Genomic DNA, 20,535 nt, shown 5'->3' on the forward strand with positions numbered 1-20,535 from the left:
ATTCCTTAGTATTTCAGTGCGCACCGGACTTGGCGTCCGGCGCAGGGTTTTGCGGATTCGTGGGCGGATTCGTCAAAGCCGCCACCACGCGCTCCATCTGCATGAAGCGCGAGCCTTTCACGAGAATCGTTGCGCCAGCGCCGTAACCGCCGCCAGTCAGCGAGCGCACGAGTTCGCCCACGTCCGCCGAATGCAGCGCCTGCGCGCCGAACGCCGCGGCGCTATCACGCGCCGCGTCGCCGAGCGTGTAGAGCGCGTCGATGCCGCGTTCCTTCGCGTAAGCGCCCACCTCGCGGTGAAACGCGGGACCGTCGTCGCCGACTTCGCCCATGTCGCCCAGCACGAGCACACGCGGCGACACGCGCGAAGCGAGCACGTCGATCGCCGCGCGAACCGAATCCGGATTCGCGTTGTAGGTGTCGTCGATCACCGTGGCGCCCGCCAGCTCGCCGAGCGCCGCGCGTTTCACCTGCAAGCGGCCCTTTACCGGCTCGAACGCCTCCAGCCCGCGGCCAATCGCTTCGAGCGATACGCCCGACGCAATCGCCGCCGCCGTGGCCGCGAGCGCGTTGTGCGCGTTGTGTGCGCCCAGCACCTTCAGCTCCACTTCGAGATGACCTTCCGGCGTCGCGATCGCGAGACGGTTGCCCCCCTCGCCGGTGAGCTTGCCGGTGACGGCCGCTTCGACCGCGCTCGTCTGCGTGTGCAGCGCGAAGTCGAGAATGCGCGAACCCGTAGCCGCCACGCGCCAGATGCTCGCATAGGCATCGTCAGCGGGAAACACTGCGACGCCCGAGGGCTTGAGCACGTGGATCACGCTTGCATGCTCGAGTGCGACGGCTTCCACCGTCGCCATGAATTCCTGATGCTCGCGCTGCGCGTTGTTCACGACCGCGACCGTCGGCTCGGCGAATTTCGCGAGCAACTCGGTCTCGCCCGGGTGATTCATGCCGAGTTCGACAACGGCCAACCGATGCGCAGCGCTCAAACGCAGCAACGTTAACGGCACGCCGATGTCGTTATTGAGGTTTCCGGTGGTCGCGAGACGCATATTTTCTCCAACGGCCGCCGCGAAGATCGACGCGATCATTTCCTTCACCGTCGTCTTGCCGTTGCTGCCCGTCACGGCGACGAGCGGCATCGAGAAGCGGCGGCGCCAGCCGAGCGCGAGCGCGCCGAGCGCCTTGCGCGTGTCGTCCACGCGCAGTGCGGGAATGCGCCAGTCGCCGGGGCTGCGCGAAACGAGCGCCGCGCTCACGTGACGGTTCGCGACATCGCCGAGAAAATCGTGCGCGTCGAAGCGATCGCCCTTGAGCGCGACGAAGAGATCGCCGGGGCCCGTGGTGCGGCTGTCGGTCGAAATGCGCTCGAACGTCGTGTTCTCGTCGCCGAGGACACTCGCGCCGGGAATCAGCGCCGCGGCTTCGCGCAGGGAAAGCATCGTCATTCACCACCTCCGCGCCCGTGCGTGGCACGGGCGGCGAGTGCAAGCCGCGCGTGGTCCTGATCGGAGAACGCGCGCTTCTTGCCCATGATTTCCTGGGTCGCCTCATGGCCCTTGCCGGCCAGCAAGACGACGTCTTCGCGCGCCGCGCCGCGCACCGCTTGCAGGATCGCGCTCGCGCGGTCCTCGATGCGGCGCGCCTTCGCGCTCTCGCGCATGCCTTGCGCGATCTGGTCGATGATCGCGGCGGGCGATTCGCTGCGCGGGTTATCGCTCGTCACGACGACCTGATCGGCGAGGCGCTCCGCAATCGCGCCCATGAGCGGGCGCTTGGTCGCGTCGCGATCGCCGCCGCAGCCGAACATGCAGACGAGCTGACCGCCGCGCGCGGCGGCCATCGGGCGCAGCGCTTCGAGCGTTTTTTCGAGCGCATCCGGCGTATGCGCGTAATCGATCACAACGAGCGGCTCGTCGTGATCGGCGCGGCCGCCAAGACGCTCCATGCGGCCGTTCACCGGCTGCAGCTTCGCGATCTCGTTGAGCGCCGCGACGAGCGGCACATTCGCCGCAAGCAGCGCCCCGAGCACCCCGAGCAGATTGCTCACGTTGAAGAGGCCGAGAACATGCACCTCGACTTGCGCCTCGCCCCAGTCCGACGTTTCCAGATGGAACGCCGTGCCCGTGGCGGTCGCGCGCACATCGTTCGCGCGCAGCCAGGCGTCGGCAACAGGTGCGTCCGCGGCGGGCGTTTCCACGCCATATGCGATCGTGCGCGCCTTGCCGCGTGTGGCGGCGATCAGGCGGCGGCCCGCAGCGTCGTCGGCGTTGATGATCGCCGCGCGCAGGCCCGGCCAGGCGAACAGGCGCGCCTTCGCGGCCTCATAGGCCTCGAACGTGTGGTGATAATCGAGATGGTCTTGCGTGAGATTCGTGAAGACGGCGATGTCGAACGAAGTGCCGTTGACGCGGCCCTGATGCAGCGCGTGCGAGGATACTTCCATCGCAATAACCTGTGCGCCCTCGCCACGCAATTGCGCGAGGCTGCGCTGCAATTGCGGCGCATCGGGCGTAGTGAAGCCCGTATGCACGAGCTGGCCTGGAAAACCGCTGCCCAGCGTGCCGACGATCGCGCACTTCTGGCCGATGGCCGTAAACGCCGAGGCGATCCACTGGCTGCACGACGTCTTGCCGTTCGTGCCCGTGACGCCGACCACGAGCATCGCGTCGCTCGGGTCGCCATACCAGCCGCTGGCGATTTCTCCCGCGAGCACGTCGAGTTGCGGCACGGCCAGCGCGATCGATGCGTCGAGCGTTTCGCCGGTATAGCCTTCCGGCTGATACAGCACGGCTGCGGCGCCGCGCTCGATGGCGCTGGCGATGTGCGGGCGGTTGTCCGCGCCCTCGACGGCGTAGGCGAGAAACACGTCGCCTGGCTTGAGCGAGCGCGTGTCGGCGTGCAGCCCCGCTGCGGGCGCGACATGCGCGCGCAGCCATGCGAGCGCATCCGCGATCTGCCGGTGCGCGGGATGCAGGGTGCGCGTGGCGCTCATCGGACGACTCCGGGTCGATTTTTCGCGTTGTCCGCGACGGTCATGTGACGCGCGGCTGCGGCGCCCCTGTTTGCAGCTGCGTTCGTCACGTGCTTCGCAGGCGTAGCCGGCGCGTTTGCCACGGCCGGGGCCGAAGCGGCGGCGCTATTGTCCTCGACGACGAGCTGCTTCACCGGCATATCCGGCGGCACGTTGAGCGAGCGCAGCGTGTCGCCGACGATGCCCGAGAACACCGGACCCGACACCGCGCCGCCGAAGTGGCTGCCAGCGGTCGGTTCGTCGACCGTGACGGCCACGACGATACGCGGATTCGGCATCGGCGCCATGCCGACGAACGACGCGCGGTACTTCGAATGATCGTAGCCGTGCGGACCATGCTTGTACGCCGTACCGGACTTGCCGCCCACGCGGTAGCCGGGCACGGCGGCGTCGGGTGAGGTGCCGTCCTTCGACACCACGCTTTCCAGCATCGTGCGCACTTCACGCGCCGTGGTCGGCGCGAAGACCTGGGTGCCCTGGACCGGCTGCGTGTCGCCTGGGTGGCGGAAGATCGTGACCGGCAGAATCTGGCCGTCGTGCGCGATCGCCGTGTACGCGCGCGCGAGCTGGAACAGCGAAACGGAGAGGCCGTAGCCGTAGGACATCGTCGCCTGCTCGATGCGGCGCCAGCTTTTCCACGGACGCAGACGGCCCGCCGCCGCGCCGGGAAACCCGACCTTCGGCGCCTGACCGAGACCGATGCTGGTGTACATGTCCCACATTTCTTCGGGCTTGAGCGTCATCGCGATCTTCGTCGCGCCGATATTGCTCGACTTCTGGATCACGCCACCGACCGTCAGAACGCCGAACGCCGCGTCGTCGGTGATGGTCGCGCCGTCGAGCGTGAAGTGGCCCGGGCCCGTATCCACCAGTGTACTCGGCGAGACGCGGTGCAGATCCAGCGCCAGCGACACCGTAAACGGCTTCATGATCGAGCCCGGCTCGAACACGTCGGTGAGAATGCGGTTGCGCAGCTGCTCGCCCGTGAGGTGCGAGCGGTCGTTCGGGTTGTAGGTCGGATAGTTCACGAGCGCGAGCACCTCGCCCGTGCGCACGTCCACCACCATCGCCGCGCCGGCCTTGGCCTTGAACTTCTCGACGGCGGCCTTCAGGTTCGAATACGCGATGTACTGGATCTTGCTGTCGATCGACAGTTCGACGTCCGTGCCATCGTGGGGCACGACCGTTTCGTCGACGTCCTCGACGATGTGGCCCATGCGGTCCTTGATGACGTGACGAATGCCGGGCACGCCCGCGAGCACCTTCTGGTCGGACAGCTCGACGCCTTCCTGGCCTTCGTCCTCGACGTTGGTGAAGCCGATCAAGTGCGCGGTGACGTCGCCTTCCGGATAGAAGCGCTTGTATTCGTTGCGCTGGTAGACGCCCGGAATGTCGAGCGCCGTCACTTTCTGCGCGACGTCGAGCGGCACCTGGCGCTTTACATAGACGAATGTCTTGTCTTCGGAGAGCTTCGCGCGCAGCTCTTTCGTGCTCATGCCGAGCAGCGTGCCGAGCTGGTTGAGCTTGTCGGCCCCGAGATCGTCGGGCACGGCTTCGGGAATGGCCCAGATTGCGCGCACGGGCAGACTCGTAGCAAGCACGAGCCCGTTACGGTCGAGAATCTTGCCACGCGTGGCCGGCAACTCGATCGTGCGCTGGTAGCGGCTTTCGCCCTGCTTCTGATAGAACGCGTTGCCTGGGCCTTGAATCCAGAACGCGCGCGCGGCAAGCGCGACGAACGCCATGAACAGCAGGAAAACGACGAGCTTCGAGCGCCACATCGGCAGGCGCACGGAGAGGATGGGGTTCGCGCTAAAGGCTACGCTCTTGCGGCGATTGTCCTTTTTCATCGCGTGCCTCCGCGGCGCGCAGGCGTGGGCGCGGCGCCCTGCGCGGGCGCCGAGGTCGGCACGGGAGCGTCGACGGCGCTGGCACTGCCGGGCGCGAGCGTCAGATATTGCGTGCGTCCGGTCGTGACGGGCTGCATCTTGAGCGAGTCAGTGGCGATCTGTTCGATGCGCGACGTTCTCGACAGCGCGCTCTGCTGATATTGAAGCTGCGCGTAGTCCTGCTGGAGCTGATGCTCCTGCGACTGCGCGCGTTGCAACTGGATGAAGATCTGGCGCTGCTGATTGGTGGCGTTCACGACGGAAAGCGCACAACCCATGACGACGATCAGCAGGAAGATGTTCAGACGATTCATGGCGTGACGCGCTCCGCGGTGCGCATCACGGCCGAGCGGGCGCGCGGGTTCGCGGCGACTTCCTCGTCGCTCGCGAACACGCGGCCGAGCAGCTTGAGCGGCGGGCTCGGCAGGTCGACGGCGCGGATCGGCAGGCGGCGGTCCACCGCCGGCGCGCTCGCGTTCGCCTGCATGAATCGCTTGACGATCCGGTCTTCGAGCGAATGAAAGCTGATGACCACCAGCCGCCCCCCCTGTTCCAGCAACGACAGTGCTGCCTCTAGAACGACCTGCAGCTCCGCAAGCTCTTGATTGACGTGAATCCGTATAGCTTGAAAGGTGCGGGTTGCCGGGTCCTTACCCTTCTCACGGGTTTTGACGACGTTAGCCACGATTTGGGCAAGCTCGCCCGTGCTGTCGAGAGGCCCGAGACGGTCGGACTCTGCCCGGCGAGCAACAAGCGCCTTTGCAATCTGAAAAGCAAACCGTTCTTCCCCATAATCTCGAATCACCTCCGTCAGTTCCTGCACCGTGGCCCGAGCGAGCCAGTCAGCGGCGGACTCGCCGCGCGTCGGGTCCATCCGCATGTCGAGCGGGCCATCTGCGCGGAAACTGAAACCGCGCTGCGGATCGTCGAACTGCGGCGACGACACGCCAAGGTCCAGCAACACTCCCGACACACGCCCTACCCCGCGCGACGCGAGCTCGTCGCGCAGCGAAGCAAAACTCTCATGCACGATCGAAAACCGCGCGTCGCCAACGGTTTGCGCCGTAGCGATCGCCAGCGGGTCCTTGTCGAACGCGATCAGGCGCCCCGCCTCACCAAGGCGAGCGAGGATCGCGCGACTGTGCCCGCCGCGGCCGAACGTGCCGTCCACATAAATGCCGTCCGCGCGCGTGATCAGCGCGTTGACCGCTTCGTCTAGCAGCACCGTGCGATGCTGCAGTCCCTGTCCCATCGCAGATGCCATAGCTTTTTAACCGCGATCAGAACGTGAAATTTTTCAGGGCGTCGGGCATGCCCTGGGCCATCGCCGCCTGTTCCTTGGCGGCGTAGGTCTGCGCATCCCACAACTCAAAATGACTACCCATGCCGAGCAGCATGACTTCCTTTTCCATTCCTGCCGCCAGACGCAATTCAGGTGAGACGAGCACGCGGCCCGCACTGTCGACATCGACGTCGGACGCATTGCCGAGAAAAATGCGGCGCCACCAATGCGCGTCCATCGGCAACGCGGCGACTTTCGAGCGGAACACTTCCCATTCGGGGCGCGGAAATAGCAACAGGCAGCCGTCCGGGTGCTTGGTGATCGTCACCCGTCCTTCTGCCTGTTGTTGCAGCGCTTCACGATAGCGAGACGGAATCGACATCCGTCCTTTCGCATCGAGTGTCAGCGCCGACGCCCCCTGGAACAATTTGCTCCCCCTAATGCGGCGCTTTTCGCCGCCCGCCTAAATCTCGGAAAATCTACCTGAATACGCGCCTGAAATCACACAAAAATACACTTTCTCACACTGTCTCCCACTTTAGAGGAACGCCCAACGAGGGTCAAGGGAGACCAGACGTTTTTTGACGAAATTTATCCGTTAGAACAAGGACTTAGCGGTACTTGTTGAAGTCGCGACAAAAGCCAAAAACCGTTATGAATGAATGAACTAACGCAGGTTCTGAAGGTGATACGTGAAAAGCGCGGCGATAAACGGCCTATGGCGGGATCGAGCGGGGGGCTTGCGAGGATTAAAACCGGGGGGCTGAAAGCTCTGAAAGATTAATACGGGTTTGGGCCGACAGCGATTGCCGGCCCAAACCGTCTAATCAGATGTAATAGGCGGTACGCGTCATGACTTTCGATGCTACACGCATGAGCGAACGCACCGGCAGAGGCAATTCGACTCCGCCCAGATCGGCGGCCGATTTCGCGTGCGCGATTTCGTCGACACGCATTTGCTCGACGACCGCACGCGACTCGAGATCGGCGGGCGGGAGGCTGTCGAGGTGGCTGTCGAGATGATGCTCGACCTGGCGCTCGGTTTCGGCCATGAAGCCGAGGCTCACCTTGTCGCCGAGGCGGCCGGCGGCAAAGCCGATCGCGAGCGCGCCTGCGTACCACAGCGGATTGAGCAGGCTCGGACGCGAATCGAGCGCCTGCAGACGGCGAGAGGTCCACGCAAGGTGATCCTCTTCTTCGCGCGCGGCTTGCTCGAAGGCGGCTTTGAGCGAGGGCGAGCGCGCCGAGATTTTTTGCGCCTGATACAACGCCTGAGCACACACTTCACCCACGTGATTCACGCGCATGAGGCCAGCAGCATGCGTGCGCTCGGCGGCAGTGAGTTCGCTGCCGGCTGGCACGGCATCGCCCTCGGGCGTCACTTCGATGGTAACGGGGGAAGGCTGCGGCATCGGACGCGTCATGCGCGACACGCCGGTGAGCGAGCGCAGGCCCCGGTCGAATTCGGTAATCAAGTCGTCTAGCAGCATCCAGCCTCCCTTTCGTTTCTTCGGCGCGCCGGAATTTCCCGCGCGCCCGGACTGCCCTCCCACCACTACACAAACTCACGGAGATCCGTCAATCCGGGGCAGCGCCGATAGATAGCCGCGTATTCTAGACCATGTTGTGTAAACGAAACAGGTACTTAGCGGTGTCCTGGCTTTTCCTTTGTGACTATTAACCCTTTTGTTACATTACGTGGCAACTTCTCGCGAAGTTAGAAGGACAGGACCCCGCACTATAAAAAACCGGTCCTGTTAAAAGACGCAAAAGATTCGCAAACACTGGAGATCATTCAATGAAGAAGTCGCTTCTCGCGCTTGCTGCGCTGGGCGCGTTCGCGGGCGTTGCTCACGCTCAGAGCAGCGTCACGCTGTACGGCATCATCGACGAAGGTTTCAACATCAACACGAATTCGGGTGGCCACCACCTGTACAACCTGTCGAGCGGCGTGATGCAAGGCAGCCGTTTCGGCCTGCGTGGCGCTGAAGACCTCGGCGGCGGCCTGAAGGCAGTCTTCGTGCTCGAAAATGGTTTCGACGTGAACACCGGCAAGCTCGGCCAGGGCGGCCTGTTGTTCGGTCGTCAAGCCTATGTCGGTCTGTCGAGCTCGCAGTTCGGCACGGTTACGCTGGGTCGCCAGTACGACTCCGTCGTCGACTACGTCGGTCCGCTCGAAGTGGGCGACCAGTGGGGCGGCTACATCGCGGCTCACCCGCAAGATCTGGACAACTTCAACAACGCATACCGTACGAACAACACGGTCAAGTTCACGAGCGTGAACTACGCTGGTCTGACGTTCGGCGGCACGTACAGCTTCGGTGGCCAGGCAGGCAACTTCTCGCAGAACCAGATCTGGTCGCTGGGCGCTGGCTACAACAATGGCCCCCTCGTCCTCGGCGTTGGTTACCTGAACGCGCGCACGCCGAATAACTTTGGCGGCCTGTTCAACAATGGCTCGACCACTGCGCCGCTCTCGAACGCCCTTGCTTCGACCAGCACCGTGTACGGCGGCTTCTCGACCGCCAACACGTACCAGGTCATCGGCGCAGGCGGTGCATACACGTTCGGCGCAGCAACGTTCGGCCTGACGTATTCGAACGTCAGCTTCCGCAACCTGGGCGCGGTGGCGGGCGCAGCAAACGGCGTTGCTTACCAGCGTGGTTCGAATGCGACGTTCAACAACGTCGAAGCGAACTTCAAGTACCAGTTCACGCCGGCTCTGCTCGCTGGCTTCGCGTTCGACTATACGGACGGCAGCAGCACGACCCTGGCGAACGGCACGAGCAACGGCGGCGCGAAGTACTTCCAGTACGCTCTGGGCACGGACTACTTCCTGTCGAAGCGCACGGACGTCTACCTGATCGGCGTCTACCAGCACGCTACGGGTACGAACTCGCTCGGCGAGCCGGCTGTCGCGTCGATCAACAACCTGACGCCGTCGAGCACCAACAATGTGTTCACGGCTCGCGTTGGTATCCGTCACAAGTTCTAATAAGAACAGACGCTGCAATCTCGAAGGCGCCTCCGGGCGCCTTTTTTCTTTGGCGCGGCGCCTTGTTTCGCGATGGTGCACAGGGCAAAAAAAAGCGGCCTGCCCTGGATAGGCAGGCCGCTTTTCGCTTGTGGCTCGCGAGCGTTTCGCTTCGTTCTTTCGCTTTCAGGCGCGACCGTCGCGCAGCTCGCGGCGCAGGATCTTGCCGACGTTGCTCTTGGGCAGATCGTTGCGGAACTCGATGATCTTCGGCCGCTTGTAGCCGGTGAGCTGCGTCTTGCAGTACTCGAACACATCCTTGTCGGTGAGCGCCGGGTCCTTCTTGACGATATAGAGCTTCACCGCCTCGCCGGAGTTCTGGTCCGGCACACCGACCGCCGCCACTTCGAACACGCCCGGCAGCTTCGCCACAACGTCCTCGACTTCGTTCGGATAGACGTTGAAGCCCGAGACGAGAATCATGTCCTTCTTGCGGTCGACGAGCTTGATGTAGCCGCGCGCATTCATGAGGCCGACGTCGCCCGACTTGAAGTAGCCATCGGGTGTCATGACCTTCGCCGTTTCTTCCGGACGCTGCCAGTAACCCGCCATCACCTGCGGCCCGCGAATGCAGATCTCACCGGCTTCGCCGAGCGGCAGTTCATTGCCGGCGTCGTCGCGAATCGAAATCTCGGTGGAGGGCAAGGGCAAACCGATCGTGCCGGTGTATTCCGTTGCCGTGACCGGATTACAGGTCACGCTGGGTGAGGTTTCCGAGAGCCCGTAGCCTTCGACGATCGGCGTACGCGTGCGCTCGTACCAGCGCTTGGCCACGGCTTCCTGGACGGCCATGCCGCCGCCGTTTGCAACGAGCAGGTGCGTGAAGTCCAGATTGCCGAAATCCGGATGATTAAGCATCGCGTTGTAGAGCGTGTTGACCGCGGGGAAACACGTGATCGAGTAGCCGTGCAGTTCCTTGATCATGCCGGCGATGTCGCGCGGATTCGGAATCAGGATCGCAAGACCGCCGGTGCGCAGCGTCAGCAGCCCGCAAACGGTCAGCGCGAACACGTGATAAAGCGGCAGCGCCGCGACTGTCACCGGCTGCGTACCGGACGGCAGTTTGGCGAGCGCGGGCTCGGTCCATGCCGCCGACTGCAGCACGTTGGCGATCAGGTTGCTATGCAGCAGCGTTGCGCCCTTCGCTACGCCGGTCGTGCCGCCCGTGTACTGAAGGAAAGCGACGTCCTCCGGCGTCTGCTCGACGCGTTTGAAGCCTTTGCGTGCACCTTCGGCGAGCGCGTCGTTGAAACGCACGTGGCCGGGCAAACTCCAGGCGGGCACCATCTTCTTCACCCGCCGCACGACGAAGTTGACGACAAAGCCCTTCGCGCCAAGGAGATCGCCCATCGCCGCGACCAGCACGTGCTTCACGCGCGTATTGGCGATGACTGCACTCACGGTGCCAGCGAAATTCTCCAGGACGACGATCGCCTCGGCGCCGCTGTCCTTCAACTGGTGCTCGAGTTCGCGCGGCGTGTAGAGCGGGTTCACGTTGACGACGACGTAGCCCGCGCGCAGCACTGCGGCGAGCGCGACCGGATACTGCAGCACGTTGGGCATCATGAGCGCGATGCGCGCGCCGCGTGCGATACCGCGCGACTGGAACCATGCGGCCAGGCGCTGGGAGAGTTGGTCCAGCTCACCGTAGGTGATCGTCTTGCCCATGCACGCGAAGGCGGGCTTTGCCCGGAATTCGCTGAAGCTCTCTTCGAGCAGCGCAGTGATGGACGCGTAACGGCTCGCGTCGATTTCAGCGGGAACGCCGGGCGGGTACGATTTCAGCCAGACTTTTTCCATGCGGCGTCTCCTCCTTGATTTTTCGAATGGTCGTGCTAAAAAATGGGATCGTAGCATGGCGACCCAACTTTTATGTCTGTAAATCAGCGAGTTAGAAAGGCCCCTCGAACTCGCATCGAGGGCCCACTCGCTGGGTCGCGGGGCGCTTTCAGGCGCGCTCGACCTCAACGAGGCAATCGTAGAAAGTCGCCGAGCCGCCAAGGTCGGTGAGCGCCTGACTCGTCACCTCGTTGGCATTGCGGCCGTCCGGCGCCAGCTTCTTCCACCAGATCGACAGCCCTACCACGAGGCCGCTACGCGCCCGGTCGGTCACACGCGCTCGCGCGCGCATCGAGCCGCGGTCGTTGAACACTCGAACCTCGTCGCCGTCGGCAATCTCCCGGCGGGCGGCGTCGGCCGGATGGAGATCCACGTGCGGTTCGCCTTCGGTCGCGCGCAGGCTCTCCACATTCACGAAAGTACTGTTGAGAAAGTTGCGCGCGGGCGGCGAGATCATCGCAAGCGGATAGCGCGCGGCAAGCTCGGGCGCGCCGTCCGCCGACTCGTGCGGCGGCAGGTAGTCGGGCAGCGGATCGAGTCCGGCATTCGCAAGCGCCTCGCTATGGAACTCGCATTTGCCCGTGGGCGTGCGAAAACCGCCGTTCGCAAACGGCGCTTCGGGAATGTTCAGCTTCAGCCAGCCTTCGCGCTTGAGCGCCGCCCAGTCGGCGCCATCGAGCGCGGGATCGCTCCAGTCGAATGCGCGGGCCGCTACGTCTTCGTCGCTTTCGAACAGCGCCGGCTCGGTCAGGCCCATCGCGCGCGCGATGGAGCGGAAGATCTCGGTATTCGGCCGCGCCTCGCCAACGGGCGCGATCGCAGGCAGGTTCGCCATGATGTGCGTATGCCCGTAGGACTTGTGGACGTCGAGATGTTCAAGCTGGGTCGTGGCCGGCAGCAGCAGGTCAGCGTAATCGGCGGTGTCGGTCTGGAACTGCTCGAGCACGATGGTAAAGAGGTCCTCGCGCGCAAAGCCAGCAGCGACCTTCGCCGACTCGGGCGCAACCGCAACCGGGTTCGAGTTGTAGACGACGATCGCTTCGACTTTCGGCCCGAATGCGGCATCGCCTGCGTGCGTGAGCGCGTCGCCGATCTGGTTCATGTTGATGATACGCGGCTGATGCTGCGGCCAGCCCGGAATCAGATCTGGACGCTGAAGGGCGTTCGTATCGACGGGCGCCCAACCGGACGACGAGAGCAGCACGCCGCCCGCGCGCTCGCGCCACGCGCCGGTCAACGCAGGGAGGCAGGCGATGGCACGCACGGCGTTGCCGCCGCCGCGCACACGTTGCAGGCCATAGTTCATGCGGATTGCCGTCTTGCGCGTCGAGGCATAGAGATGCGCAAGATCGACGACAACCTGTTCCTCGATGCCGCAGATCCCGGCGACGCGCGCCGGCGTGTAGGTCAGCGCACGCGCCTTCAACGCGTCGAAGCCGTGGGTATGGGCGGCAATGTAATCGTGGTCGAGCCGGTCCTCGGTGATCAGCACGTGCATCATGCCGAGCGCGAGCGCGCCGTCTGTGCCGGGCTTGAGTGCAATGTGCTGATGGCATTTTTCGGCCGTCAGCGAGCGATACGGGTCGATCGCGATCAGCTTCGCGCCATTGCGTTTCGCCTCTTGCGCGCGGGTCCAGAAGTGCAGGTTCGACGCGATCGGATTAGCGCCCCAGATCAGGATCACTTCGCTTTCTGCGAAATACTCCGTGAGCATGCCGAGGCTCGAGCCAAACGTATATCGCAGGCCGGCGGCGCCCGCCGCCGCGCAGATCGCGCGATCGAGACGCGACGCCCCGAGCTTGTGAAAGAAGCGCTGTGCGATGCTATCGCCCTGAACGAGTCCCATCGTCCCGGCGTAGCTGTACGGCAGGATTGCCTCCGGCGCGCGCTGCGCGATTTCGCCGAGGCGTTCAGCGGCGATCCGGTTGGCCTCGTCCCAGCTGATGGGCTCGAAACGCCCTTCGCCCTTGCGTCCGACCCGTTTCATCGGCTGCGTCAAGCGCTTCGGATGATGGACTCGCTCGGCATAGCGGGTCACCTTCGTGCACAGCACGCCCTGGGTGGGCGGATGCTCGGGGTCGCCGGTCACCTTGATCGCCCGGCCATTTTCAACGGTCACGCGCATTGCGCAGGTATCGGGACAATCGTGCGGGCAAACTGCACGGGCAGATTCGCGGGCAAATTCGGCTGGGGCGTTCATCGGAAATCCGTGGGTGAGGCGTTCTGTCTGTCGTAAGTGCGATTTTATTATGTCCCGGGCGCACGCCCCGTCCGCACCCTGTGGGTTGGCGCGAAAAAAAAGGTTCGGCGTAGAATGGTCCGTCTAGACCCGGCCTCTTTTGGAGACAACGGCCGGGTGCCCACTTTTTGAGCACCGTCAGCCATGAAACTGATCCCCGAAATCCAGGCCGCCCAAGGCGAAATTCAGGGCCTCCGACGAACGATCCACGCGCACCCCGAACTGCGGTACGAAGAAACCCAGACCTCCGACCTTGTCGCAGCGAAACTCACGGAATGGGGCATTGAAGTGCATCGCGGCATGGGCAAGACCGGCGTCGTCGGTGTGCTCAAGCGCGGCACGGGCAAGCGTATGGTCGGATTGCGCGCCGATATGGACGCATTACCGATCCAGGAACTCAATACGTTCGATCATCGCTCGCGCAACGAAGGCAAGATGCACGCGTGCGGCCACGACGGGCACACGGCGATGCTGCTTGGCGCAGCCCAATATCTCGCGCAGCACGGACAGTTCGACGGCACGATCGTCTTCATTTTCCAGCCCGCTGAAGAAGGCGGCGCCGGCGCGAAAGCCATGATCGAAGATGGCCTTTTCGAAAAATTTCCAGTGGACGCCGTTTTCGGCATTCACAACTGGCCCGGCATGCCGGCTGGCTACTTCGGCGTGACCGAAGGGCCGATTATGGCTTCGAGCAACGAATTTCGGATTGAAGTGAAAGGCGTAGGATCGCACGCCGCGTTGCCGCATAACGGCCGGGATCCGGTCTTCACAGCGGTGCAGATCGCGAACGGATTGCAAAGCATCATCACGCGCAACAAGAAGCCGCTCGATACGGCCGTGCTCTCGATCACGCAGATTCATGCTGGCGATGCGGTTAACGTCGTGCCGAATACGGCATGGATCGCGGGAACCGTACGTACCTTCACGACGGAAACGCTGGATCTGATCGAGTCGCGGCTGCGCAAGATCGCCGAGAGCACAGCTGAGGCGTACGACTGCTCGGTCGACATCGCTTTTCATCGCAATTATCCGCCGACGGTGAACAGTAGCGCGGAGGCACAGTTCGCTGCGGAGGTCATGCGGGAGGTAGTCGGCGCCGATCACGTTGACGCGAACGTTGAGCCGACCATGGGCGCCGAGGACTTCTCGTTCATGCTGCTTGAAAAGCCCGGCTGCTACGCGTTTCTCGGCAATGGCGAAGGTGGCCACCGGGATGCGGGGCACGGCGCAGGTCCTTGCATGCTGCACAACGCGAGCTACGACTTTAACGATCAACTGCTGCCGGTGGGATCGTCGTTTTGGGTGCACCTGGCGACGAAGTTTTTGGCTCAGCAGTGAGTCGGGCGCCAATGCAAAAAAGCCGTCCTTTGGACGGCTTTTTTTGTTGCCTGCCTGTCGTGTCGCGTGTTCTTCGCGCGCCCCAACGCCAGAACCCCGGTTCTCTTTCGGAGACACCGGGGTTCTGGACGTTACTGCATAAGGAGCCTGACGATTACCTACTTTCACACGGGCAATCCGCACTATCATCGGCGTGGAGCTGTTTCACGGTCCTGTTCGGGATGGGAAGGGGTGGGACCAGCTCGCTATGGTCATCAGGCATGACGGGTTGCTGCGTCGCGCGGGTTCTGGTGAACCTGGCGCCACAGCCAATCGGGAAGAAGCGTAAAGAGGTGTTGCTGAATTGGGGTTGTGTTGTTTCTGGCACAACACCGATCTCTCAACCTGTGCGTCCTGCTCTCCACTGCGGGAGCGAGGCACACCTGTTATAGGATCAAGCCTTACGGGCAATTAGTATCAGTTAGCTTAACGCATTACTGCGCTTCCACACCTGACCTATCAACGTCCTGGTCTCGAACGACCCTTCAAGGGGATCTAGTCCCCGGGGAAGTCTCATCTTGAGGCGAGTTTCCCGCTTAGATGCTTTCAGCGGTTATCTCTTCCGAACATAGCTACCCGGCGATGCGACTGGCGTCACAACCGGTACACCAGAGGTTCGTCCACTCCGGTCCTCTCGTACTAGGAGCAGGCCCCCTCAAACTTCCAGCGCCCACGGCAGATAGGGACCAAACTGTCTCACGACGTTTTAAACCCAGCTCACGTACCTCTTTAAATGGCGAACAGCCATACCCTTGGGACCGGCTACAGCCCCAGGATGAGATGAGCCGACATCGAGGTGCCAAACACCGCCGTCGATATGAACTCTTGGGCGGTATCAGCCTGTTATCCCCAGAGTACCTTTTATCCGTTGAGCGATGGCCCTTCCATACAGAACCACCGGATCACTATGACCTGCTTTCGCACCTGTTCGACTTGTGGGTCTCACAGTCAAGCACGCTTATGCCATTGCACTATCAGCACGATTTCCGACCGTACCTAGCGTACCTTCGTACTCCTCCGTTACCCTTTGGGAGGAGACCGCCCCAGTCAAACTGCCTACCATGCACTGTCCCCGATCCGGATCACGGACCAAGGTTAGAACCTCAAACAGATCAGGGTGGTATTTCAAGGACGGCTCCACGGAAACTAGCGTTCCCGCTTCACAGCCTCCCACCTATCCTACACAAACCGGTTCAAAGTCCAATGCAAAGCTACAGTAAAGGTTCATGGGGTCTTTCCGTCTAGCCGCGGGGAGATTGCATCATCACAAACACTTCAACTTCGCTGAGTCTCGGGAGGAGACAGTGTGGCCATCGTTACGCCATTCGTGCAGGTCGGAACTTACCCGACAAGGAATTTCGCTACCTTAGGACCGTTATAGTTACGGCCGCCGTTTACCGGGACTTCAATCAAGAGCTTGCACCCCATCATTTAATCTTCCGGCACCGGGCAGGCGTCACACCCTATACGTCCACTTTCGTGTTTGCAGAGTGCTGTGTTTTTTATTAAACAGTCGCAGCCACCAGTTTATTGCAACCCCTTCACCCTTCTGGCGCAAGCCAGTCAAGCTACCAGGGCGTACCTTATCCCGAAGTTACGGTACCAATTTGCCGAGTTCCTTCTCCCGAGTTCTCTCAAGCGCCTTAGAATACTCATCTCGCCCACCTGTGTCGGTTTGCGGTACGGTCACTGTGAAACTGAAGCTTAGAGGCTTTTCTTGGAACCACTTCCAGTTGCTTCTTCACCTAAGTGAATGGCCTCGCACCCTTGAATTCCGCGCCCGGATTTGCCAAAGCGCCTTCTCCAATGCAAGGACCGGGACTTCCAACACCCGGACAACCTTCCGCGATCCGTCCCCCCATCGCATTTCACAATGGTGCAGGAATATTGACCTGCTTCCCATCAGCTACGCATTTCTGCCTCGCCTTAGGGGCCGACTCACCCTACGCCGATGAACGTTGCGTAGGAAACCTTGGGCTTACGGCGAGGGGGCCTTTCACCCCCCTTTATCGCTACTCATGTCAGCATTCGCACTTCCGATACCTCCAGCACGCTTTTCAACGCACCTTCGCAGGCTTACGGAACGCTCTCCTACCATGCACATAAATGTGCATCCGCAGCTTCGGTATATGGCTTAGCCCCGTTACATCTTCCGCGCAGGACGACTCGATCAGTGAGCTATTACGCTTTCTTTAAAGGGTGGCTGCTTCTAAGCCAACCTCCTGACTGTTTTAGCCTTCCCACTTCGTTTCCCACTTAGCCATATTTGGGGACCTTAGCTGGCGGTCTGGGTTGTTTCCCTCTTGACACCGGACGTTAGCACCCGATGTCTGTCTCCCGTGATTGCACTCTTCGGTATTCGGAGTTTGCTATGGCGACGTAATCCGCAATGGACCCATCAACCATGACAGTGCTCTACCCCCGAAGGTGATACACGAGGCACTACCTAAATAGTTTTCGGAGAGAACCAGCTATTTCCAGGTTTGTTTAGCCTTTCACCCCTATCCACAGCTCATCCCCTAACTTTTCAACGTTAGTGGGTTCGGTCCTCCAGCACGTGTTACCGTGCCTTCAACCTGGCCATGGATAGATCACCTGGTTTCGGGTCTACACCCAGCGACTGGACGCCCTGTTCGGACTCGCTTTCGCTACGCCTGCCCTATTCGGTTAAGCTTGCCACTGAATGTAAGTCGCTGACCCATTATACAAAAGGTACGCCGTCACCCCTTGCGAGGCTCCGACTGTTTGTATGCATGCGGTTTCAGGATCTGTTTCACTCCCCTCCCGGGGTTCTTTTCGCCTTTCCCTCACGGTACTGGTTCACTATCGGTCGATCACGAGTATTTAGCCTTGGAGGATGGTCCCCCCCCATCTTCAGACAGGATTTCACGTGTCCCGCCCTACTTGTCGCATACCTAGTTCTTCCATTCCGCCTTCGCCTACGGGGCTATCACCCACTATGGCCGCACTTTCCAGAGCGTTCGGCTGACGGTACAGATAAAGAATGCAGGCTGGTCCCATTTCGCTCGCCACTACTTTGGGAATCTCGGTTGATTTCTTTTCCTGCGGTTACTTAGATGTTTCAGTTCACCGCGTTCGCTTCACATGACCTATGTATTCAGTCATGGATACTCCATTCGGAGTGGGTTTCCCCATTCGGACATCTACGGATCAAAGCTTGTTTGCCAGCTCCCCGTAGCTTTTCGCAGGCTACCGCGTCCTTCATCGCCTGTGATCGCCAAGGCATCCACCACATGCACTTGTTCGCTTGACCCTATAACGGGTGTGTCTCTTCCGATTCACATCCGCTACAGGTTGAGTATTCGTGTTGCGCCGTATTTCAAGGCAATCTTTCGATCACTTAAAAATACATTGATACAATCACAACCCTGATTCACCTACTCATGCCCATCTCTAGACATTTTTGGATGAATCTCTTTACTACTTCTTCCTGATTGTTAAAGAACGACAGCCGATACGTTTTCACATACCGCTCTGACTGGCTCAATCGCCAATGCGTAATCCCCGGTTTGTGTTTCACCGGACACTAGGCATTGAGGATTGGTGGAGGATGACGGGATCGAACCGACGACCCCTGCTTGCAAAGCAGGTGCTCTCCCAGCTGAGCTAATCCCCCAGTCACACATACTCGAGGGATCATTTCGCCTTATGCAGACAAAGTGGTGGGTCTGGATGGATTCGAACCATCGACCCCCGCCTTATCAAGACGGTGCTCTAACCGACTGAGCTACAGACCCCTGAGTCTGTCTTTCTTACAGCCGACAAGTGTGAGCGCTTAAAACGCGTGTGAGCGATGAGCTCTGGAAAGGAGGTGATCCAGCCGCACCTTCCGATACGGCTACCTTGTTACGACTTCACCCCAGTCATGAATCCTGCCGTGGTGACCGTCCTCCTTGCGGTTAGACTAGCCACTTCTGGCAAAACCCACTCCCATGGTGTGACGGGCGGTGTGTACAAGACCCGGGAACGTATTCACCGCGGCATGCTGATCCGCGATTACTAGCGATTCCAGCTTCACGCAGTCGAGTTGCAGACTGCGATCCGGACTACGATCGGTTTTCTGGGATTGGCTCCACCTCGCGGCTTGGCAACCCTCTGTTCCGACCATTGTATGACGTGTGAAGCCCTACCCATAAGGGCCATGAGGACTTGACGTCATCCCCACCTTCCTCCGGTTTGTCACCGGCAGTCTCCCTGGAGTGCTCTTGCGTAGCAACTAGGGACAAGGGTTGCGCTCGTTGCGGGACTTAACCCAACATCTCACGACACGAGCTGACGACAGCCATGCAGCACCTGTGTTACGGCTCCCTTTCGGGCACTCCCACCTCTCAGCAGGATTCCGTACATGTCAAGGGTAGGTAAGGTTTTTCGCGTTGCATCGAATTAATCCACATCATCCACCGCTTGTGCGGGTCCCCGTCAATTCCTTTGAGTTTTAATCTTGCGACCGTACTCCCCAGGCGGTCAACTTCACGCGTTAGCTACGTTACCAAGCCAATGAAGGCCCGACAACCAGTTGACATCGTTTAGGGCGTGGACTACCAGGGTATCTAATCCTGTTTGCTCCCCACGCTTTCGTGCATGAGCGTCAGTATTGGCCCAGGGGGCTGCCTTCGCCATCGGTATTCCTCCACATCTCTACGCATTTCACTGCTACACGTGGAATTCTACCCCCCTCTGCCATACTCCAGCGATGCAGTCACCAATGCAGTTCCCAGGTTAAGCCCGGGGATTTCACATCGGTCTTACATCACCGCCTGCGCACGCTTTACGCCCAGTAATTCCGATTAACGCTCGCACCCTACGTATTACCGCGGCTGCTGGCACGTAGTTAGCCGGTGCTTATTCTTCCGGTACCGTCATCCCCCTGAGGTATTAACCCAAAGGATTTCTTTCCGGACAAAAGTGCTTTACAACCCGAAGGCCTTCTTCACACACGCGGCATTGCTGGATCAGGCTTTCGCCCATTGTCCAAAATTCCCCACTGCTGCCTCCCGTAGGAGTCTGGGCCGTGTCTCAGTCCCAGTGTGGCTGGTCGTCCTCTCAGACCAGCTACGGATCGTCGCCTTGGTGGGCCTTTACCCCACCAACTAGCTAATCCGCCATCGGCCGCCCCTATAGCGCGAGGCCCGAAGGTCCCCCGCTTTCATCCGTAGATCGTATGCGGTATTAATCCGGCTTTCGCCGGGCTATCCCCCACTACAGGACACGTTCCGATGTATTACTCACCCGTTCGCCACTCGCCACCAGGTGCAAGCACCCGTGCTGCCGTTCGACTTGCATGTGTAAGGCATGCCGCCAGCGTTCAATCTGAGCCAGGATCAAACTCTTCAGTTTAAACCTGTTACTGTTTTCGGTTCTCTCGAACCGGTCGCTCACTCAAAGCTGACAGGAATTTGAATTACTTCAAAAACCTGACTTACTTTAGTGTGAGACTCTTGATACTTTTGCTGCTCCCGGCTTCATTCCGAAGAACGAATCCGGGTCGCCACCGCATCAAGCGCCCACACTTATCGGCTGTAAATTTTTAAAGATCGTTCGCGAAAGCGCCGTTATCAACTTCGTACTGCCCGGCGTTTTCTGCGTTGCTGCGTCAGCAGCAGAGAAATGAGATTATGAAGAATCTTTTTCGCTTCGTCAACCCCTTTTTTTCGCTTACCGCTTAAAAAAGCTGCCGACTCCTGCGTCCGCCGGTTTCCGCGGCGGCCCTCGCTGCCTGACGTCAGAGACATCGAACAGCGAAGGGGGCGAATCTTAGCGCCCCCGCCAGCGCTGCGCAAGGGGGCGGCGCGAAATAATTTCGACCGCCGCACGCTGCGAT

11 protein-coding genes, 2 tRNA genes and 3 rRNA genes are annotated in these 20,535 nt (G+C 61.0%); 2 read left to right on the top strand and 14 right to left on the bottom strand.

All coding sequences use genetic code 11. From position 1 onward, the window contains the following. Nucleotides 1–13: 13 nt before the first annotated feature. The 7 genes from FAZ97_RS12390 to coq7 all read right to left on the bottom strand — a co-directional run bounded on the left by FAZ97_RS12390 (nucleotide 14) and on the right by coq7 (nucleotide 7,694). A complete protein-coding gene (locus FAZ97_RS12390; RefSeq protein ID WP_158758686.1) occupies nucleotides 14–1,447 on the bottom strand; it encodes a UDP-N-acetylmuramoyl-tripeptide--D-alanyl-D-alanine ligase in 1,434 nt (477 codons plus the stop codon). After that, nucleotides 1,444–2,994, bottom strand: coding sequence for a UDP-N-acetylmuramoyl-L-alanyl-D-glutamate--2,6-diaminopimelate ligase (locus FAZ97_RS12395; protein ID WP_158758687.1), 1,551 nt, complete (start codon nucleotides 2,992–2,994; stop codon nucleotides 1,444–1,446). The genes FAZ97_RS12390 and FAZ97_RS12395 overlap by 4 nt, the downstream gene beginning before the upstream one ends. Next, nucleotides 2,991–4,883, bottom strand: coding sequence for a peptidoglycan D,D-transpeptidase FtsI family protein (locus FAZ97_RS12400; protein ID WP_158758688.1), 1,893 nt, complete (start codon nucleotides 4,881–4,883; stop codon nucleotides 2,991–2,993). The genes FAZ97_RS12395 and FAZ97_RS12400 overlap by 4 nt, the downstream gene beginning before the upstream one ends. Next, on the bottom strand, nucleotides 4,880–5,236 hold the full coding sequence (gene ftsL, locus FAZ97_RS12405; RefSeq protein WP_158758689.1) for a cell division protein FtsL: 357 nt from the start codon (nucleotides 5,234–5,236) through the stop codon (nucleotides 4,880–4,882). The genes FAZ97_RS12400 and ftsL overlap by 4 nt, the downstream gene beginning before the upstream one ends. Further along, on the bottom strand, nucleotides 5,233–6,186 hold the full coding sequence (gene rsmH / locus FAZ97_RS12410) for a 16S rRNA (cytosine(1402)-N(4))-methyltransferase RsmH (protein ID WP_158758690.1): 954 nt from the start codon (nucleotides 6,184–6,186) through the stop codon (nucleotides 5,233–5,235). The genes ftsL and rsmH overlap by 4 nt, the downstream gene beginning before the upstream one ends. Nucleotides 6,187–6,202: 16 nt before the next feature. After that, entirely contained in the window at nucleotides 6,203–6,631 is a 429-nt protein-coding gene (gene mraZ / locus FAZ97_RS12415; RefSeq protein WP_028207782.1) for a division/cell wall cluster transcriptional repressor MraZ, read from the bottom strand. A 400-nt stretch (nucleotides 6,632–7,031) separates the two neighbouring features. Next, nucleotides 7,032–7,694, bottom strand: a complete 663-nt coding sequence (coq7, locus tag FAZ97_RS12420) for a 2-polyprenyl-3-methyl-6-methoxy-1,4-benzoquinone monooxygenase (protein WP_158758691.1) — start codon at nucleotides 7,692–7,694, stop codon at nucleotides 7,032–7,034. A 308-nt stretch (nucleotides 7,695–8,002) separates the two neighbouring features. Here coq7 and FAZ97_RS12425 point away from each other — a divergent pair, with 308 nt between their 5' ends. Then, a complete protein-coding gene (locus FAZ97_RS12425) occupies nucleotides 8,003–9,199 on the top strand; it encodes a porin (protein WP_158758692.1) in 1,197 nt (398 codons plus the stop codon). A 165-nt stretch (nucleotides 9,200–9,364) separates the two neighbouring features. Here FAZ97_RS12425 and FAZ97_RS12430 read toward each other — a convergent pair whose 3' ends face one another. Beyond that, nucleotides 9,365–11,038 (bottom strand): long-chain fatty acid--CoA ligase, encoded by a 1,674-nt coding sequence (locus FAZ97_RS12430; protein WP_158758693.1) that lies wholly within the window; start codon nucleotides 11,036–11,038, stop codon nucleotides 9,365–9,367. Between the two features lie 148 nt (nucleotides 11,039–11,186). Continuing rightward, on the bottom strand, nucleotides 11,187–13,277 hold the full coding sequence (locus tag FAZ97_RS12435) for a molybdopterin-containing oxidoreductase family protein (RefSeq protein WP_158758694.1): 2,091 nt from the start codon (nucleotides 13,275–13,277) through the stop codon (nucleotides 11,187–11,189). 183 nt (nucleotides 13,278–13,460) lie between these two features. Between FAZ97_RS12435 and FAZ97_RS12440 the strand changes: the two genes are divergently transcribed. Next, the gene (locus FAZ97_RS12440) at nucleotides 13,461–14,654 is read left to right on the top strand and encodes a M20 aminoacylase family protein (protein ID WP_158758695.1); all 1,194 of its coding nucleotides are present in this window, start codon (nucleotides 13,461–13,463) and stop codon (nucleotides 14,652–14,654) included. Between the two features lie 145 nt (nucleotides 14,655–14,799). Here the strand turns inward: FAZ97_RS12440 and rrf are convergent. From rrf to FAZ97_RS12465, 5 genes are all read right to left on the bottom strand, one after another. Further along, a 5S ribosomal RNA gene (gene rrf / locus FAZ97_RS12445) occupies nucleotides 14,800–14,913 on the bottom strand. Nucleotides 14,914–15,083: 170 nt separating this feature from the next. After that, a 23S ribosomal RNA gene (locus FAZ97_RS12450) occupies nucleotides 15,084–17,967 on the bottom strand. A gap of 288 nt (nucleotides 17,968–18,255) precedes the next feature. Beyond that, nucleotides 18,256–18,330 (bottom strand) — tRNA-Ala (locus FAZ97_RS12455). Nucleotides 18,331–18,374: 44 nt separating this feature from the next. Further along, a tRNA-Ile gene (locus FAZ97_RS12460) sits at nucleotides 18,375–18,451 on the bottom strand. Nucleotides 18,452–18,518: 67 nt separating this feature from the next. Further along, nucleotides 18,519–20,051, bottom strand: a 16S ribosomal RNA gene (locus FAZ97_RS12465). Together the 16S, 23S and 5S rRNA genes with 2 tRNA genes alongside form the textbook arrangement of a ribosomal RNA operon. Nucleotides 20,052–20,535 lie beyond the last annotated feature (484 nt).

The organism is Paraburkholderia acidiphila (assembly GCF_009789655.1).
GTDB lineage: Bacteria > Pseudomonadota > Gammaproteobacteria > Burkholderiales > Burkholderiaceae > Paraburkholderia > Paraburkholderia acidiphila.

What these genes read in the sequence shown, in the direction of transcription:
- FAZ97_RS12390 (WP_158758686.1), bottom strand. Translation starts at nt 1,447, where the DNA reads ATGACGATGCTTTCCCTGCGCGAAGCCGCGGCGCTGATTCCCGGCGCG.
- FAZ97_RS12400 (WP_158758688.1), bottom strand. Translation starts at nt 4,883, where the DNA reads ATGAAAAAGGACAATCGCCGCAAGAGCGTAGCCTTTAGCGCGAACCCC.
- FAZ97_RS12435 (WP_158758694.1), bottom strand. Translation starts at nt 13,277, where the DNA reads ATGAACGCCCCAGCCGAATTTGCCCGCGAATCTGCCCGTGCAGTTTGC.
- rsmH (WP_158758690.1), bottom strand. Translation starts at nt 6,186, where the DNA reads ATGGCATCTGCGATGGGACAGGGACTGCAGCATCGCACGGTGCTGCTA.
- coq7 (WP_158758691.1), bottom strand. Translation starts at nt 7,694, where the DNA reads ATGCTGCTAGACGACTTGATTACCGAATTCGACCGGGGCCTGCGCTCG.
- FAZ97_RS12425 (WP_158758692.1), top strand. Translation starts at nt 8,003, where the DNA reads ATGAAGAAGTCGCTTCTCGCGCTTGCTGCGCTGGGCGCGTTCGCGGGC.
- ftsL (WP_158758689.1), bottom strand. Translation starts at nt 5,236, where the DNA reads ATGAATCGTCTGAACATCTTCCTGCTGATCGTCGTCATGGGTTGTGCG.
- FAZ97_RS12430 (WP_158758693.1), bottom strand. Translation starts at nt 11,038, where the DNA reads ATGGAAAAAGTCTGGCTGAAATCGTACCCGCCCGGCGTTCCCGCTGAA.
- FAZ97_RS12440 (WP_158758695.1), top strand. Translation starts at nt 13,461, where the DNA reads ATGAAACTGATCCCCGAAATCCAGGCCGCCCAAGGCGAAATTCAGGGC.
- FAZ97_RS12395 (WP_158758687.1), bottom strand. Translation starts at nt 2,994, where the DNA reads ATGAGCGCCACGCGCACCCTGCATCCCGCGCACCGGCAGATCGCGGAT.